The sequence below is a fragment of the Enterobacter cloacae complex sp. IR5459 genome, assembly GCF_049238005.1.
Lineage (GTDB): Bacteria > Pseudomonadota > Gammaproteobacteria > Enterobacterales > Enterobacteriaceae > Enterobacter > Enterobacter hormaechei_C.
In genome coordinates this window covers 558,497-575,555 of the sequence record NZ_JBMKIG010000002.1, presented here as the reverse complement: position 1 = coordinate 575,555, position 17,059 = coordinate 558,497, and the positions used below count along the sequence as shown (strand labels likewise).

The window sequence follows — 17,059 nt, the reverse complement described above, 5'->3', positions numbered from 1 at the left end:
ACTTTTCCCAAAGGGAACTGCCGTGTTAAACCGTTATCCTTTGTGGAAGTACATCATGCTGGTCGTCGTGATTATCGTCGGCCTGCTGTACGCGCTTCCCAACCTGTATGGTGAGGATCCGGCCGTTCAAATCACTGGCGCGCGCGGTGTCGCCGCCAGTGAGCAAACGCTGATCCAGGTCCAGAAAACGTTACAAGAAGAAAAAATTACCGCTAAGTCTGTGGCACTGGAAGAGGGCGCAATTCTTGCTCGCTTCGACACCACCGACACGCAGCTCCGCGCACGTGAAGCGCTGATGGGCGTGCTGGGTGATAAATATGTCGTGGCGCTTAACCTTGCTCCTGCAACCCCACGCTGGCTGGCTGCGCTGAACGCAGAGCCAATGAAACTGGGTCTTGACCTGCGTGGCGGCGTTCACTTCCTGATGGAAGTGGATATGGATACCGCGCTCGGCAAGCTACAGGAACAGAATATCGACAGCCTGCGCAGCGATCTGCGCGATAAGGGCATTCCGTACACCACCGTACGTAAAGAAGATAACTACGGCATGAGCATCACGTTCCGCGACAGCGCGGCACGCGATCAGGCTGTGACCTATCTGTCTCAGCGTCACCGCGATCTGGTGATCACCTCTCAGGGCAGCAATCAGCTGCGTGCGGTAATGACCGACGCGCGTCTGAGTGAAGCACGTGAATACGCCGTTCAGCAGAACATTAACATTCTGCGTAACCGTGTAAACCAGCTGGGCGTGGCTGAGCCACTGGTACAGCGTCAGGGTGCTGACCGTATCGTGGTCGAACTGCCGGGTATCCAGGATACCGCCCGTGCGAAAGAGATTCTGGGCGCGACGGCGACCCTGGAGTTCCGTCTGGTTAACTCCAACGTTGACCAGGCTGCTGCGGCTTCAGGCCGTGTGCCGGGCGATTCCGAAGTGAAGCAGACCCGCGAAGGCCAGCCGGTTGTGCTGTACAAACGCGTGATCCTGACCGGTGACCATATCACCGACTCCACTTCAAGCCAGGATGAGTACAACCAGCCGCAGGTTAACATCTCGCTGGATAGCGCAGGTGGCAACATTATGTCTAACTTCACCAAGGACAACATCGGCAAGCCGATGGCGACCCTGTTCGTGGAGTACAAAGACAGCGGTAAGAAAGACGCCAATGGCCGTGCCGTGCTGGTGAAAGAGGAAGAGGTGATTAACATCGCCAACATCCAGTCTCGTCTGGGTAACAGCTTCCGTATTACCGGTATCAGCAACCCGAACGAAGCGCGTCAGCTCTCTCTGCTGCTGCGTGCCGGTGCGCTGATTGCGCCAATTCAGATTGTTGAAGAACGTACCATCGGTCCAACCCTGGGTATGCAGAACATCAAACAGGGTCTGGAAGCGTGTCTGGCCGGTCTGGCGGTGTCCATCATCTTCATGATCTTCTTCTATAAGAAGTTCGGCCTGATTGCGACCTCCGCGCTGATTGCCAACCTGGTGCTGATCATCGGTATCATGTCCCTGCTGCCAGGGGCGACGCTAACCATGCCAGGTATCGCGGGTATCGTTCTAACCCTTGCGGTGGCGGTCGACGCCAACGTACTGATAAACGAACGTATCAAAGAAGAGCTGAGCAACGGTCGTTCTGTACAGCAGGCGATTGAAGAAGGCTACAAAGGGGCGTTCAGCTCCATCTTCGATGCGAACGTAACAACACTGATTAAGGTTCTTATCCTGTATGCAGTGGGTACTGGCGCGATCAAAGGCTTTGCGATTACTACCGGTATCGGTGTCGCAACGTCGATGTTTACCGCTATTGTCGGCACCCGTGCCATCGTGAACCTGCTGTACGGCGGCAAGCGCGTCAAAAAGCTGTCTATCTGAGGAGTGCGTTGTGGCACAGGAATATACTGTTGAACAATTGAACCACGGCCGTAAAGTCTGGGACTTTATGCGCTGGGACTACTGGGCCTTCGGCATTTCAGGTTTTCTGCTGATCTTGTCCATCGTCATTATGGGCGTGAAAGGCTTTAACTGGGGCCTGGATTTCACCGGTGGTACGGTGATCGAAATTACCCTGGAAAAACCGGTCGATATGGACCAGATGCGTGAGTCTCTGCAAAAAGCGGGCTTTGAAGAGCCGCTGCTACAGAACTTCGGCAGCAGCCGCGACATCATGGTGCGTATGCCGCCGGTACACGATGCCAACGGCAGCCAGGAGTTGGGCAGCAAGGTCGTTCAGGTTATTAACGAAACGACCAGCCAGGACGCAACGGTTAAGCGTATTGAGTTTGTCGGCCCGAGCGTTGGTGCTGACCTGGCGCAGACCGGTGCGATGGCGCTGCTTGTGGCGCTGATCTCGATCCTGATTTACGTCGGTTTCCGCTTTGAGTGGCGACTGGCGGCAGGCGTGGTTATCGCCCTGGCGCACGACGTGGTGATCACCATGGGCATACTGTCCCTCTTCCACATTGAGATTGACCTGACGATTGTGGCATCCCTGATGTCCGTTATCGGTTACTCACTGAACGACAGTATCGTGGTATCTGACCGTATTCGTGAAAACTTCCGTAAGATCCGTCGCGGCACGCCGTACGAAATCTTTAACGTGTCGTTGACCCAGACGCTGCACCGTACGTTGATCACCTCCGGCACCACCCTGATGGTGATCCTGATGCTGTTCCTGTTCGGTGGCCCGGTGCTGGAAGGCTTCTCGCTGACCATGCTGATCGGTGTGTCTATCGGTACGGCCTCGTCTATCTACGTCGCGTCCGCGCTGGCGCTGAAGCTGGGCATGAAGCGCGAGCATCTGATCCAGCAGAAAGTCGAGAAAGAAGGGGCGGATCAGCCGTCCATTCTGCCGTAAGCGTCTTATGCGGTATCGAAATCCCGGCCTGCTGGCCGGGATTTTTTTTGTCTGCATCTCACAAACACTCCTGACAGTATGCTGTCAGGAGCCCTGTCGTAGACTCCTTCTGAACCCTAACAACAGGCAGGAGGACGTATGAAAAGTGTTATTAACTGGTTTGAAATTCCGGTCGCCGATATGGATCGCGCCATCAAATTTTATGAGTCGGTGATGCAGGTCGCGCTGCGGCGCGAGAAGATGGACGTGGCTGAGCTGGCGGTTTTCCCGCACGAGGATCCGGCCACCGGCGGCGCGCTGGCGAAATTTGACGGCGTTACACCCTCTTCGCAGGGCGCTATTATTTACCTGCATACTGACAATCTGGCGGCCACGCTCGATCGTATTGCTTCTGCGGGCGGTGAGTGCGTGTTTGGCCCGCTGGAACTGCCGCAAGGCATTGGCACTATAGCCCTGTTTACCGACAGCGAAGGTAATCGCGTCGGCCTCCATCAACCGGTATGAGAGTAAACCGATGACCCGACGCGCTGACCGTTTGTTCCAGATTGTGCAGATCCTGCGGGGCAGGCGTCTGACAACGGCAGCGCATCTGGCGGAAAGGCTTGGCGTGTCCGAGCGCACGGTGTACCGCGATATCCGCGACCTGTCGCTTTCCGGCGTGCCGGTGGAAGGCGAGGCGGGAAGCGGATATCGGCTAATGTCGGGTTTTGATTTACCCCCGTTGATGCTGACCAACAAGGAGTCCGAGGCGCTGATGGTGGCGATCCGTCTGCTCAAAACCTGGGGCGGGGAATCGCTGTCGCGCGAGCTGGAGTCGGCCCAGGAAAAAGTGCTGGCGATCCTGCCAGAAGAGAGCCGCCGCAAAGCTGAACAGACGCGAATTTACGCGCCGGATATTGCCCTTCAGCCACACTCCCGTAGTGGTTTCGACGTGATCCACCAGGCAATTTCTGCCCTGCGTGTGCTGGCGCTGCACTATCGCGATGAAGCCGGGCAGTTAACCTGGCGTGAGGTTCAGCCGCTGGGGCTGTTCTTCTGGGGTGAGCACTGGCTGCTGGCCGCGTGGTGTGAACGGCGCGATGACTATCGCTGCTTCCGTCTCGACCGGTGTTTGCATATTACGCTGACGGAAAGACACTTTAGCGAAAGCGCGGACAGGTCGCTGGCGGATTTTTTGCGCAAGGTGAAGCAGTAAAAAGCCGGGTGGCGAGGTAAAAGCAAAACGGCAACGATGTTGCCGTTTTTTGTGTTTGCGCCCTCTCCCGTGGGAGAGGGAAGGGGTGAGGGCACCAGCCCGCACAATCCCGCACTGATTAGAAGTTGTAACCCACGACCAGGTAACCGCCCCAACCGGTAGAACGAACGCTGAAGTCGCCGTTGCCGAAGTTCAGGCTGGCGTCGTCGTTCCACTGACCACCGTTGTGCCAGTAACGCGCAACAACAGAGTAGTGCCAGTGATCGTAGTTCAGCGCCAGGATGTGGCTGGACGCGATGGAGTCGTTAGTGCGCGCTTTTCTGCCGTTCAGGTCGCGGAAATCGTTATCGCCCAGGTCTGAACCCCAGTCAAAGTTGGTGAAGCCGATATAGCTCAGGTTGCCGCCCCACAGTTGGGTAATTGGCACAAAGTATTTCACTTTGAAACGGTAGCCATCCCACTCGTTCTCGTTCGCAGCGCCGTAGTTCTGCCACTGGTATTTTGCGTAGACGTTCATGGACAGGCTCATCGGCAGGCCAGTCTCAATGTCTGTACCCAGACCCATATACCAGGTGCTCTGGCGACCGGACTTGTTGCGGCCCATGTCGTAGATGTAGTTGTTTGCGAAATACCACTCTTTGAACGGACCAAACGCCAGGCTGGTACCAGTCAGTTTATCAATGGAGAAGCGTGGTTCGATCTCCATGAACAGTGGGGAACCGTGGTTCCAGATACCTTTCGCGTCGGTGTTACCGCCGAAGAATACCGGTGCGTCCATGTAGCCATAGAAATCAAACCAGTCTTTTTTTGCGAATGCTTCGTACTCGAGGTAAGTATCGTTACGGATCTGCGGTCCGAAACGGGTATGGTAGCTGCCTACCACGTTAACGCTCTGGTGCCACCAGTCGGAGAGGTATTGTGGTTTGTCGTTTTCCGCTGCGTTAACAGTGAAAGAGGAGGACAGTGCCAGAACTGCACCGGCTGCGAGTAATGTTTTTTTCATAATCATGCCACTGATTGAAATTCCCTTCCGGGAGTGAAAAATGCGCGAATTGCGTTTCTAAATATTTCGTGTTTCTGCGGAGCCTATTATAGGAATCCTTGCTCACAAAAATATGTGTTGTTTCACATATCTCTCACATACGTAATCGATTGCGTTCACGTTTGCGTACTTTAGACGGGCGCGATTGTAGCGGCAATCATTTATGTTGCCAATCCATACGAAATGTAAATGTTAGCGGAGTGACATTTCACTCCGCTAAAAGGGCGGGTTATTGCGCGGCGGGTTGAATGTCGTGAATACGGATAAAGCCCAGCTGTTCTGGCGTCAGTCCGCTCAGCTGGAGCGGAATGTCAACATCGCTCGGCGCCAGCGTGCTGGCGGGGGCGGTGAAGAGCTGATTCTTCACGTTCACCTCCTGATAGCTCTCCGTGGTGCCCTGAATCTGGCCCCACTCTACGGTGCCGCTGAACGCGGGCAGCGGATCGTTGGACTCACCCTGAATGCGTAATGTTGCGCGAGTACCATCGGCATTCGCTGCAACATTCACCAGAGACATCTTTAGCGTGCCAATCTGGCTGTTCAGACGCGCGGGCGTGTTTGCACCTGGCAATAAATAAACGCCATTGCTGGATTTGGCATTTAGCGCGTTCTGCTGGGTGATCTTCACGGTTTCTTTATTAAGTTTGTCCATCGCCACGTTAAGCGTATTCACGCTTTGTTTCATCTCGCGGACTTCGCTTTGCTGTGCGCAGGCGCTGAGCGTGAACAGGCTCCCCACCAGCACTATTTTCAGGTAACGTCTTGTCATTGCGTTTAATTCCTTGAAATCACAGATTGCTGCAATGGTAGACAGGATAGTGCCGTCAGGCATAGATCCTTTGTCTCAAAAAGCTCTTCCTTTGTTGTCGGGCCAGTTCAGGGTAAAATAGAAATCAGTTAACCAGATAACAGGGACATCGTATGCATTGCCCATTTTGCTCCGCTGTGGATACCAAAGTCATCGACTCACGTCTTGTAGGCGAAGGGTCTTCCGTGCGTCGTCGTCGGCAGTGTCTGGTGTGCAACGAGCGTTTTACCACCTTCGAGGTGGCAGAGCTGGTAATGCCGCGCGTGGTAAAAAGTAACGATGTGCGCGAACCGTTCAATGAAGAAAAACTGCGTAGCGGGATGCTCAAGGCGCTGGAAAAACGGCCCGTCAGCTCCGATGACGTCGAAATGGCGTTAAACCACATTAAATCTTATCTGCGGGGGTTAGGTGAGCGCGAAGTGCCGAGCAAAATGATCGGCAATCTGGTGATGGAACAGCTGAAAAAGCTCGATAAAGTCGCCTATATCCGCTTTGCCTCCGTTTACCGCAGCTTCGAAGACATCAAAGAGTTTGGCGAAGAGATCGCCCGCTTACAGGATTAAGACCATGCACGACGAGATGTACATGGCGCGAGCCATGAAGCTGGCGCAGCGCGGTCGGTTTACCACTCACCCTAACCCCAATGTCGGGTGCGTCATTGTTAAAGATGGTGAGATCGTGGGGGAAGGTTTTCACTATCGCGCAGGCGAGCCGCATGCTGAAGTGCATGCCTTGCGCATGGCGGGGGAGAAAGCGCGTGGCGCGACGGCCTATGTGACGCTGGAGCCATGCAGCCACCATGGGCGTACGCCGCCGTGCTGTGAAGCGCTGATTGCGGCGGGCGTCTCGCGCGTTGTCGCCGCCATGCAGGATCCTAACCCGCAGGTAGCGGGCCGCGGACTGTATCGTCTGCAACAGGAAGGAATCGACGTCAGCCACGGCCTGATGATGCAGGATGCGGAAGCCCTGAATAAAGGCTTCCTGAAGCGTATGCGCACCGGCTTCCCGTTTATCCAGCTTAAGCTTGGCGCGTCACTGGATGGCCGCACGGCGATGGCGAACGGCGAGAGCCAGTGGATCACCTCGCCACAGGCAAGGCGCGATGTGCAACGTCTGCGCGCGCAAAGCCATGCTATTCTCACCAGCAGTGAAACGGTACTGGCTGACGATCCGGCCATGACCGTACGCTGGGAAGAGCTGAATGCAGATACGCAGGCGCTCTATCCGCAGGAGAACCTGCGTCAGCCGCTGCGCATTATTATTGATAGCCAGAACCGCGTGACGCCGGAGCACCGCATCGTGCAGCAGCCGGGGGAAACCTGGATTGCACGCACCAAAGAAGATACGCGCGAATGGCCGCAAGGCGTGCGCAGCATTACGGTGCCGGAACATAACGGGCATCTGGATCTGGTGGTGCTGATGATGTTGCTCGGCAAACAGCAGGTCAACAGTATCTGGGTTGAAGCCGGTCCGACGCTCGCCGGCGCACTGCTTCAGGCGGGGCTGGTGGATGAGCTTCTCGTCTACGTTGCGCCTAAACTGTTAGGTAACGACGCGCGCGGCCTGTTTGTGCTGCCCGGCCTTGAAAAACTGGCCGATGCGCCGCAACTCTCATTCAGTGAGATTCGTCCGGTAGGCCCGGATGTCTGCCTCCATTTAACGACAGCGTAATTGCTCCTGAAATAGGGAAGCAGTACGCAAAGTATTATGATAAAATCCGCCCCCCTGCGGGGCCAAATGAACCCGTAAAGGAAGAGTATGAACATTATTGAAGCTGCTGTAGCTACCCCGGACGCTCGCGTCGCCATCACCATTGCGCGTTTCAACAACTTCATCAATGATAGCCTGCTGGAAGGTGCGGTTGACGCCCTGAAACGTATCGGCCAGGTTAAAGATGACAACATTACCGTCGTTTGGGTACCAGGTGCTTACGAACTGCCACTGGCAGCGGGCGCGCTGGCGAAAACCGGTAAATACGACGCGGTGATTGCGCTGGGTACTGTTATTCGTGGCGGCACTGCGCACTTCGAATACGTTGCGGGCGGTGCAAGCAATGGTCTGGCGCACGTTGCGCAGGATGCTGAAATTCCTGTCGCGTTCGGCGTGCTGACCACCGAAAGTATTGAACAAGCCATCGAACGTGCTGGCACCAAAGCCGGTAACAAAGGTGCAGAAGCTGCACTGACCGCGCTTGAAATGATCAATGTATTGAAAGCCATCAAGGCCTGATTTTTTTGTAAGGGGAATTCCGTGAAACCTGCTGCTCGTCGCCGCGCCCGTGAATGTGCCGTCCAGGCACTTTACTCCTGGCAGTTGTCCCAGAACGACATCGCTGATGTTGAATACCAGTTCCTGTCAGAACAGGACGTGAAAGACGTTGACGTTCTGTACTTCCGTGAACTGCTGTCGGGAGTGGCGACTAATAGCGCGTATCTCGATGGTCTGATGAAGCCATACCTGTCCCGTCTGCTCGAAGAGCTGGGCCAGGTCGAAAAAGCAGTGTTGCGTATCGCGCTGTTTGAGCTGTCTAAACGTGATGATGTGCCGTACAAAGTGGCCATCAACGAAGCGATCGAACTGGCGAAAACCTTCGGCGCTGAAGACAGCCACAAGTTTGTTAACGGCGTGCTGGATAAAGCCGCACCTGCGATCCGTCCCCACAAAAAGTGATCCGCAAACCGGAGTTCTGCATTGCCTGACGGGCAGTGCGGCTCCGGTTTTTTCTTTTATTTGCTGAGGCATAACGTATGGCATGCGGCGAATTCTCCCTGATTGCCCGTTATTTCGACCGTGTCAGAACCTCTCGTCTTGATGTTGAAACCGGCATTGGCGATGACTGCGCACTTCTCAATATTCCCGAAAAACAGACGCTGGCAATCAGCACCGACACCTTAGTGTGTGGGCGACATTTCCTGCCCGACATCGATCCTGCCGATCTGGCGTATAAAGCGCTGGCGGTGAACGTCAGCGATCTGGCGGCAATGGGCGCCGACCCGGCCTGGCTGACGCTGGCTCTGACCTTGCCAGAGGTGGATGAAGCCTGGCTTGAAGCCTTCAGCGATGCCCTGTTTGAGCAGCTGAATTATTACGATATGCAGCTGATTGGCGGTGATACCACTGCCGGTCCGCTGTCGATGACCCTGGCAATCCACGGCTATGTGCCTGCCGGGCGCGCGCTGAAACGTTCGGGCGCAAAACCGGGCGACTGGATCTACGTGACCGGTACGCCGGGGGATAGCGCGGCAGGGCTGGCAATCCTTCAGAACCGTTTAACGGTTGAAGATGCTGACGATGCGGCGTACCTGGTGAAGCGCCATCTCCGGCCCACGCCGCGTATTTTGCACGGCCAGGCGCTGCGCGAGCGGGCCAGTTCGGCTATCGATTTGTCTGACGGGCTGATCTCCGATCTCGGCCATATCCTTAAAGCCAGCGGCGTGGGCGCGCGGATCGATCTGGATCTGTTTCCTCTGTCAGAGCCGTTGCGTCGCCATGCCGAGCCTGAGCAGGCGCTGCGATGGGCGTTATCCGGTGGAGAAGATTATGAGCTGTGCTTCACGGTGCCCGAGCTGAATCGCGGAACACTGGATGTGGCGTTAGCGCATCTGGGGGCGAAATTTACCTGCATCGGGCAGGTGATGCCGGAAAGTGAAGGGCTGCTGTTTGTCCGCGACGGCGCCCCGGTTACGCTTGACTGGAAAGGGTACGATCACTTCGCGTAATTTTGTGCGCTCTGTATTGCCGGGTGGCGCTGCGCTTACCCGGCCTACGGATTTTGTTCCCTGAATTGTTTATTTAAACCCTACCACCGGATGTTGCTGATACGGCGTCTCCAGCTCGGCAATCTGCTCCGGCGTCAACGATAAGTCCACCGCACTCAACAACTCATCCAGCTGTTCTTCCCGCGATGTGCCCACAATCGGCGCGGCGACACCGCGCTTGCTCAGCAGCCACGCCAGTGCCACCTGCGCGCGCGTTGCACCGATATCGTCGGCGATCCCGGCTAAGCGTTCGGCAATTAACGCATCGCTGGCTTCTGTATCGTCATACAGGTTTTTACCCACTTCGTCCGATACCAGCCGGGCGGTGGTTTCGCCCCACGGACGGGTTAACCTTCCGCGCGCCAGCGGGCTCCACGGGATCACCGCCACGCCTTCCTGGTAGCAGAGCGGCAGCATCTCGCGCTCTTCTTCCCGGTAAATCAGGTTGTAGTGATCCTGCATGGTGACAAAGCGCGCCCAGCCGTGCTGTGCCTGGAGATCGAGCGCCTGGGCAAACTGTGAGGCATGCATGGACGATGCGCCGATGTAGCGCGCTTTACCGGCTTTCACGACGTCGTTCAACGCTTCAAGCGTCTCTTCGATCGGGGTGTTGTAATCCCAGCGGTGGATTTGCAGCAGGTCGACGTAATCCATGTTCAGGCGTCTGAGGCTGTCATCAATAGAACGCAGGATCTGCGCGCGAGAAAGGCCTTCCGCCAGGTCGCCTGACGGGTAGTACACCTTAGTGGCAACCACAACGTCATCACGACGGGCAAAATCTCGCAGGGCGCGGCCAACAATCTCTTCGCTGCTGCCGTCGGAGTAGCTGTTGGCGGTATCGAAGAAGTTGATGCCGCCGTCAATGGCGCGCTTGATGATGGGGCGGCTGCTCTCTTCCGGCAGCGTCCAGGCATGATTTCCCCGGTCAGGCTCGCCAAACGTCATGCATCCCAGGCAAAGCCGGGACACCTTAAGGTCCGTTTTTCCTAATGTCGTGTATTGCATGGTTCCGCTCCTGCTGTTTAAACAATACGTTTAAGCATAGCAGGAGCAGAAAAGGGGAGAGATCAGGCCAGCCAGGTGCGGATTTTGGCTTCGATACCGGCGGCGTCCAGACCAATGTCGGCGCGCGCCTCATCCTGGGTGCCTTGCGGGATGAAGTGGTCCGGCAGGCCGAGATTAAGCACCGGAACGGCTTTATGGTTCGCCATCAGCACTTCGTTCACGCCGCTACCCGCGCCACCCATGATGGCGTTCTCTTCCAGCGTGACCAGCACGTCATGGCTTTCCGCCATGCTCAGAATCAGAGATTCATCGAGCGGCTTCACGAAGCGCATATCGACCAGCGTCGCATTCAGGTTTTCAGCGACTTTTGCCGCTTCCGGCATCAGCGTACCAAAGTTCAGGATCGCCACTTTTTCACCGCGACGTTTCACCAGACCTTTACCGATGTCCAGTTTTTCCAGCGGCTGTAATTCAACGCCAAGGGCATTACCGCGTGGATAGCGTACCGCGCAGGGACCGTCCTGATAGTGGTAACCGGTATACAGCATCTGACGACACTCATTTTCGTCGCTTGGCGTCATGATCACCATGTCCGGGATACAGCGCAGGAAGGAGAGATCAAACGCGCCCTGGTGCGTCTGGCCGTCAGCCCCCACAATGCCCGCGCGATCGATAGCAAACAGCACCGGCAGCTTCTGAATGGCAACGTCATGGATAACCTGATCGTAGGCGCGTTGCAGGAAGGTAGAGTAGATCGCTACCACCGGCTTGTAGCCGCCAATCGCCAGGCCCGCAGCAAAGGTTACCGCGTGTTGCTCGGCAATGGCGACGTCGAAATACTGGTCCGGGTATTTTTTGGAAAACTCCACCATGCCGGAGCCTTCACGCATGGCAGGCGTCACCGCCATCAGCATGTTGTCTTTCGCCGCCGTTTCGCACAGCCAGTCGCCGAAGATTTTTGAGTAGCTCGGCATCCCGCCGCTGCTTTTCGGCAGGCAGCCGCTGGTATGGTCGAACTTAGGCACTGCGTGGAAGGTGATCGGATCTTTCTCCGCCGGTTCGTAACCACGCCCTTTTTTGGTCATGATATGCAGGAACTGAGGGCCTTTCAGGTCGCGCATGTTTTTAAGCGTCGTCACCAGACCCAGCACATCGTGGCCGTCCACCGGGCCGATATAATTAAAGCCCAGCTCTTCGAACAGCGTACCCGGTACGACCATGCCTTTGATGTGTTCTTCGGTACGCTTAAGCAGCTCTTTGATCGGCGGTACGCCGGAGAAGACTTTTTTACCGCCTTCACGCAGTGAGGAGTAAAGCTTGCCGGACAGCAGCTGCGCCAGATGGTTATTCAGCGCGCCGACGTTCTCGGAGATCGACATTTCGTTATCGTTGAGGATCACCAGCATGTCCGGTTTGATATCGCCCGCGTGGTTCATGGCCTCAAAGGCCATCCCGGCGGTGATCGCCCCGTCGCCAATCACGCAGACAGTGCGACGTTGTTTATTCTCTTTTTCGGCGGCAACGGCAATACCAATGCCCGCAGAAATGGAGGTGGAAGAGTGGCCGACGCTTAACACGTCATATTCACTCTCGCCGCGCCACGGGAACGGGTGCAGGCCCCCTTTCTGGCGAATGGTGCCAATTTTATCGCGACGTCCGGTCAGAATTTTGTGCGGATAGGCCTGGTGGCCGACATCCCAGATCAGCTGATCGAACGGCGTGTTATAGACGTAATGCAACGCCACGGTCAGCTCAACCGTGCCAAGTCCGGAGGCGAAGTGGCCGCTGGAGCGGCTAACGCTGTCGAGCAGGTAGCGACGCAGCTCGTCACACAGCTTCGGCAGACTCTCTTTCGGCAACAGACGTAACTCCTGAGTGGAGTCAACTAACGCCAGTGTCGGGTATTTGGCAATATCAAAACTCATCAAAGGCTCATCGAGATTTATAGTTTATTTATCACGCTGGATTATGTAGTCCGCTAGCGCTTCCAGTGCCGAGGTATCCAGCGATTGCGCGGCCAGCTCATTCAGCGACTGGCGGGCATCGTCTATCAGATCCCGGGCTTTACGTTGGGCATGCTCAAGGCCCAACAGGGCGGGATAGGTACTTTTGCCAAGCTGCTGATCCGCACCCTGACGTTTTCCCAATGTTGCAGTATCGCCCACCACATCCAGAATGTCATCCTGAACCTGGAATGCCAGACCGATACTTTCTGCGTATCTGTCCAGAATCGGCAGGGCTTTACGCCCGCGTTCACCCGCGCTCAGCGCGCCCAGGCGAACGGCTGCACGCATCAGTGCGCCCGTTTTGTGACGGTGGATGCGCTCCAGCTGTTCCAGAGTAACCTGACGACCTTCAGCCTCTAAATCCAGCGCCTGGCCGCCGCACATCCCGGCGACGCCGCTGGCCATTGCCAGTTCGGACACCATTGCCAGACGATCGCGATCGCTCACTTCAACCATCGGCGCATCGCTCAGAATGGAGAAGGCCAGAGTTTGCAGCGCATCACCCGCCAGAATGGCATTCGCTTCGCCAAATTTGATATGGCAGGTTGGCTGACCGCGACGTAGATCGTCATCGTCCATGGCTGGCAAATCATCGTGGATCAGCGAATAGGCGTGGATACACTCCACGGCGGCTGCCGGGGCGTCCAGCGTGTTATCGCTGATACCGAACATGTTGCCCGTGGCATATACCAGGAACGGACGCAGGCGTTTACCCCCCAAGAGTGCGCCATAGTGCATGGCTTCAACCAGTGGAGTGTTCTGAAAAGGCTGCGGCTCAATGAATCGGCGCAGCGCATCGTTGGCGCGGATGACGCGCGCCTGAAGCGCGTTGGAGAAATCCATTTACTCGGCGTCCGGTGTGAATGGCGTGGTTTTAGCGTCTTCGCTGTCGGAAAGCAGGATCTGCACACGCTGCTCGGCCTGCTGAAGCTTTACCTGCCCCTGGCGCGCAAGCTGCACACCGCGTTCAAATTCGTTGAGGGCATCTTCCAGCGGTAAATCGCCGCTCTCGAGGCGGGTAACAATCTGCTCAAGCTCACTCAGCGCAGTTTCAAAACTGGCCGGTGCGTCGTTCTTCTTCGGCATAGTGAATTAACTCTTATATTCTTCGCCCCAACATGGTAACGGACTCGGGGCAATTATCAAATAACGCGAGTGGCGCGATGGTGGTATACTTGCGCGCCTGGATGCAGCCACGGGTGTGGGCTGCTGTATCATTTTCCACTACAAGCCTTTATAAGCTTGCCTAAGAAACATTGCCGCCATGAAGTTTATCATTAAATTGTTCCCCGAAATCACCATCAAAAGCCAATCTGTGCGTTTGCGCTTTATTAAAATTCTCACCGGGAACATTCGTAACGTATTAAAACACTACGACGAAACGCTCGCTGTGGTGCGTCACTGGGACCACGTTGAAGTCCGCGCGAAAGACGAAAGCAAACGTCTTGATATTCGCGACGCGCTGACCCGTATTCCTGGTATTCATCATATTCTGGAAGTGGAAGACGTTCCGTTCAGCGATATGCACGATATCTTCGAAAAGGCGCTGGTACAGTACCGCGACCAGATCGAAGGGAAAACGTTCTGCGTGCGCGTGAAGCGTCGTGGTAAACACGAGTTCAGCTCGATTGAAGTCGAGCGCTACGTTGGCGGCGGTCTGAACCAGCACGTTGAGACGGCGCGCGTGCGCCTGACTAATCCGGACGTTACCGTTAATCTTGAGATCGAGAACGATCGTCTGCTGCTGGTTAAGGGTCGTTATGAAGGTATTGGTGGTTTCCCGATCGGCACGCAGGAAGATGTGCTGTCGCTGATCTCGGGCGGCTTCGACTCCGGCGTCTCCAGCTACATGCTGATGCGTCGCGGCTGCCGCGTGCACTACTGCTTCTTCAACCTGGGCGGGGCGGCGCATGAAATCGGCGTACGTCAGGTGGCGCATTACCTGTGGAACCGCTTCGGCAGCTCTCACCGCGTGCGTTTTGTGGCGATCAACTTTGAGCCGGTGGTCGGCGAAATCCTCGAAAAAGTGGACGACGGCCAGATGGGCGTGGTCCTGAAACGTATGATGGTGCGCGCGGCGTCCAAAGTGGCTGAGCGCTACGGCGTGCAGGCGCTGGTCACCGGTGAAGCGCTGGGGCAGGTCTCCAGCCAGACGCTGACCAACCTGCGTCTTATCGACAACGTGTCTGATACGCTGATCCTGCGCCCGCTGATCTCTCACGATAAAGAGCACATCATCGATCTGGCGCGTAAAATCGGTACTGAAGATTTTGCCCGTACCATGCCGGAATATTGCGGTGTGATCTCAAAAAGTCCAACCATTAAAGCGGTGAAGGCGAAGATCGAAGCGGAAGAAGAGAACTTCGATTTCAGCATCCTGGAAAAAGTGGTGGCGGAAGCGTCCAACATCGATATCCGTGAGATCGCCCAGCAGACCGAGCAGGAAGTGGTTGAGGTGGAGACGGTCAGCGGCTTTGGTGCTAACGATACGATTCTGGATATCCGTTCTGTTGATGAGCAGGATGACAAGCCGTTGCAGGTGGAAGGCGTGGAGGTGGTTTCGCTGCCGTTCTACAAGCTGAGCACCCAGTTTGGCGATCTCGACCAGAGCAAAACGTATCTGCTGTGGTGTGAGCGTGGGGTCATGAGCCGTTTGCAGGCGCTGTATCTGCGTGAGCAGGGCTTCGCGAACGTGAAGGTGTATCGCCCGTAGTTTATTGTCGGGGAGTGCGGCCTGATGCCCTCACCCCGTCCCTCTCCCACAGGGAGAGGGCGCAAACATTAAAAACGGCAACCTCGGGTTGCCGTTTTGCTTTTACCTTGCGCCACCCGACTTTTTTATTCGTAGTAGTTATAAATCCCCGCCGCCATCACCAGCGACGAAGCCACTTCGTACGCTTTTTCGCGCCCAACCAGCAGGTCAATAATCTTCAGGCCAAAATCAATGGCGGTGCCCGGCCCCTGGCTGGTGAGCAGGTTAACGCGCGGATCCCAGACCACGCGTTTATCCACCCACTGGTCTTCCGGAATTGTATCCTTCAGACCAGGGAAGCCGGTCATATTGCCGATGGGGAAAATGTCGTGCGGAACCAGCACCGTACCTGCGGCTGCACAGATTGCCGCGACGATACGCCCGGAAAGATGAAACTGACGAACGGTTTCAACCAGCAGCGGGCTGTCGCGGAAACACTCAGCCCCCTTCAGACCACCCGGCAGAACGATAATGTCGTAATCACCGTCCGCCACCTGTACAAGCGGTGCATCCGCCAGAATCTTCACCCCACGCGAGCAGGTAATCGCCAGGCTTCCGTCGCTGGCGACGCTGGCGGTAGTAACCTTAATACCACCACGTACCAGCAAATCAATGGTGGTGACCGCTTCTGTCTCTTCGCTACCAGGGGCGAGGCATACCAGTGCCGATGCGCTCATACTCACTCTCCTTTCGTTTTACTAACTCAAACAGACGGCTGTTTTCCGCAACGGTAATGCCGTGTGCCCGGGCGCGTTTTAACAGATAACCGGTAATGTAATCAATTTCGGTATGCCGCATAGCCCGGATATCCTGCAACATTGAGGAGATATTTTCTGCCGTACTCTCAATGACCTGGTCGACATAATAACGTAAATCGGACTCTGAGGTGTGGTAGCCTTCGCGTTCAATGACGGCGGCAACTTCCCGGCAAATCAGCGCTACCCGATCAGGATGCTGGCGCAGTTCACCGTTAGGGCAATCCAGCAGGGCGGTCAGCGGATTAATCGCGCAGTTCACCGCCAGTTTGCGCCACAGTTCCGCGCGAATGTTATTGTGCCAGGCGACGTCAGGCAGCGTGCTTTGCAGGGTATCCGCAAGATAGCTGTAATCGCCGGGCTGTTCACGCGCGGGACCGATATGAGTGATACCACTGGCAACATGGATAATGACGTTACCGTCGCGACGCGCCGCGTGGGTGGTTGTCCCCATCAGCAGCGGTTGCCGGACAGATTTTAGCTCTTCAATGGTACCCATACCGTTGTGAATCAGCAGGATTGGCGTGCTTTCAGGTAACTGGGCGGCCAGGCTTTTCACCGCATCGGAGACCTGCCAGGCCTTCAGCGTGACCAGCAGCAAATCGCTGGTGGCAAGAAATTCCGGATCGTTTGCCGTTAAAGACTCATTAAAAATTGAACCGTCTGTACCCATCACGTTCACACTGCAATAGGGCTGGGGAATTCGCAGCCAGCCCTGAACGTCGTGTCCCTGTTTGCATAGCGCTGTAAGCCAGAGTTGGCCAAGGGCTCCGCATCCAAGCACTGTTACTTTCATCGTTCCTCCTCACCTGCAACGGCGCCAGGTGCTATGACGCTAAGTATAGCGCCATCAGCTAAGCTTCTAGTTATGCCTCGTTGCGGGTAT

The 17,059-nt window shown here is 56.0% G+C and carries 18 protein-coding genes; 10 read left to right on the top strand and 8 right to left on the bottom strand.

Annotated elements, in window-relative coordinates:
- Positions 1-22: 22 nt before the first annotated feature.
- The 4 genes from secD to ACOTX4_RS06175 all read left to right on the top strand — a co-directional run bounded on the left by secD (position 23) and on the right by ACOTX4_RS06175 (position 4,047).
- Positions 23-1,870, top strand: a complete 1,848-nt coding sequence (gene secD / locus ACOTX4_RS06190) for a protein translocase subunit SecD (RefSeq protein WP_003859106.1) — start codon at positions 23-25, stop codon at positions 1,868-1,870.
- A gap of 10 nt (positions 1,871-1,880) precedes the next feature.
- Positions 1,881-2,852: a protein translocase subunit SecF gene (gene secF, locus ACOTX4_RS06185; protein WP_003859105.1), complete on the top strand. Its 972-nt coding sequence runs from the start codon at positions 1,881-1,883 to the stop codon at positions 2,850-2,852.
- A gap of 138 nt (positions 2,853-2,990) precedes the next feature.
- Positions 2,991-3,356, top strand: a complete 366-nt coding sequence (locus ACOTX4_RS06180; RefSeq protein ID WP_023315514.1) for a VOC family protein — start codon at positions 2,991-2,993, stop codon at positions 3,354-3,356.
- Positions 3,357-3,366: 10 nt separating this feature from the next.
- Complete coding sequence (locus ACOTX4_RS06175) at positions 3,367-4,047, top strand: helix-turn-helix transcriptional regulator (RefSeq protein WP_022650457.1); 681 nt, start codon at positions 3,367-3,369, stop codon at positions 4,045-4,047.
- A gap of 118 nt (positions 4,048-4,165) precedes the next feature.
- Here the strand turns inward: ACOTX4_RS06175 and ACOTX4_RS06170 are convergent, their stop codons facing one another.
- Positions 4,166-5,050, bottom strand: a complete 885-nt coding sequence (locus tag ACOTX4_RS06170; protein ID WP_032610182.1) for a nucleoside-specific channel-forming protein Tsx — start codon at positions 5,048-5,050, stop codon at positions 4,166-4,168.
- 268 nt (positions 5,051-5,318) lie between these two features.
- Positions 5,319-5,858, bottom strand: a complete 540-nt coding sequence (locus tag ACOTX4_RS06165; RefSeq protein WP_003859100.1) for a DUF3251 domain-containing protein — start codon at positions 5,856-5,858, stop codon at positions 5,319-5,321.
- A 152-nt stretch (positions 5,859-6,010) separates the two neighbouring features.
- Here ACOTX4_RS06165 and nrdR point away from each other — a divergent pair, with 152 nt between their 5' ends.
- The 5 genes from nrdR (at position 6,011) to thiL (ending at position 9,616) form a co-directional block, all read left to right on the top strand.
- On the top strand, positions 6,011-6,460 hold the full coding sequence (gene nrdR / locus ACOTX4_RS06160; RefSeq protein ID WP_003859099.1) for a transcriptional regulator NrdR: 450 nt from the start codon (positions 6,011-6,013) through the stop codon (positions 6,458-6,460).
- Positions 6,461-6,464: 4 nt separating this feature from the next.
- On the top strand, positions 6,465-7,568 hold the full coding sequence (gene ribD, locus ACOTX4_RS06155) for a bifunctional diaminohydroxyphosphoribosylaminopyrimidine deaminase/5-amino-6-(5-phosphoribosylamino)uracil reductase RibD (RefSeq protein ID WP_022650459.1): 1,104 nt from the start codon (positions 6,465-6,467) through the stop codon (positions 7,566-7,568).
- A gap of 87 nt (positions 7,569-7,655) precedes the next feature.
- The gene (gene ribE / locus ACOTX4_RS06150) at positions 7,656-8,126 is read left to right on the top strand and encodes a 6,7-dimethyl-8-ribityllumazine synthase (protein WP_003859098.1); all 471 of its coding nucleotides are present in this window, start codon (positions 7,656-7,658) and stop codon (positions 8,124-8,126) included.
- A 21-nt stretch (positions 8,127-8,147) separates the two neighbouring features.
- Positions 8,148-8,567 carry a transcription antitermination factor NusB gene (gene nusB, locus ACOTX4_RS06145; RefSeq protein ID WP_006809908.1) on the top strand — a complete coding sequence of 140 codons (420 nt, stop codon included), beginning with the start codon at positions 8,148-8,150 and terminating at the stop codon, positions 8,565-8,567.
- 77 nt (positions 8,568-8,644) lie between these two features.
- A complete protein-coding gene (gene thiL, locus ACOTX4_RS06140) occupies positions 8,645-9,616 on the top strand; it encodes a thiamine-phosphate kinase (RefSeq protein ID WP_023315516.1) in 972 nt (323 codons plus the stop codon).
- A 69-nt stretch (positions 9,617-9,685) separates the two neighbouring features.
- On the opposite strand, the gene ACOTX4_RS06135 is transcribed toward thiL, so the two are convergent.
- The 4 genes from ACOTX4_RS06135 to xseB all read right to left on the bottom strand — a co-directional run bounded on the left by ACOTX4_RS06135 (position 9,686) and on the right by xseB (position 13,752).
- Positions 9,686-10,660, bottom strand: coding sequence for an aldo/keto reductase (locus tag ACOTX4_RS06135; RefSeq protein ID WP_017383171.1), 975 nt, complete (start codon positions 10,658-10,660; stop codon positions 9,686-9,688).
- A gap of 62 nt (positions 10,661-10,722) precedes the next feature.
- Complete coding sequence (gene dxs, locus ACOTX4_RS06130; protein ID WP_045330256.1) at positions 10,723-12,585, bottom strand: 1-deoxy-D-xylulose-5-phosphate synthase; 1,863 nt, start codon at positions 12,583-12,585, stop codon at positions 10,723-10,725.
- 24 nt (positions 12,586-12,609) lie between these two features.
- On the bottom strand, positions 12,610-13,509 hold the full coding sequence (gene ispA, locus ACOTX4_RS06125) for a (2E,6E)-farnesyl diphosphate synthase (protein ID WP_003859095.1): 900 nt from the start codon (positions 13,507-13,509) through the stop codon (positions 12,610-12,612).
- Positions 13,510-13,752 carry an exodeoxyribonuclease VII small subunit gene (gene xseB / locus ACOTX4_RS06120; RefSeq protein ID WP_003859094.1) on the bottom strand — a complete coding sequence of 81 codons (243 nt, stop codon included), beginning with the start codon at positions 13,750-13,752 and terminating at the stop codon, positions 13,510-13,512.
- A 178-nt stretch (positions 13,753-13,930) separates the two neighbouring features.
- On the opposite strand from xseB, the gene thiI reads away from it, so the two are divergent.
- Positions 13,931-15,379 (top strand): tRNA uracil 4-sulfurtransferase ThiI, encoded by a 1,449-nt coding sequence (gene thiI / locus ACOTX4_RS06115; protein ID WP_022650463.1) that lies wholly within the window; start codon positions 13,931-13,933, stop codon positions 15,377-15,379.
- 125 nt (positions 15,380-15,504) lie between these two features.
- Here thiI and yajL read toward each other — a convergent pair whose 3' ends face one another.
- Both yajL and panE read right to left on the bottom strand, forming a co-directional pair.
- On the bottom strand, positions 15,505-16,095 hold the full coding sequence (gene yajL, locus ACOTX4_RS06110) for a protein deglycase YajL (RefSeq protein ID WP_003859085.1): 591 nt from the start codon (positions 16,093-16,095) through the stop codon (positions 15,505-15,507).
- Complete coding sequence (gene panE, locus ACOTX4_RS06105; protein ID WP_022650464.1) at positions 16,058-16,969, bottom strand: 2-dehydropantoate 2-reductase; 912 nt, start codon at positions 16,967-16,969, stop codon at positions 16,058-16,060. Before panE ends, yajL begins: the two co-directional genes overlap by 38 nt.
- Positions 16,970-17,059: the final 90 nt, after the last annotated feature.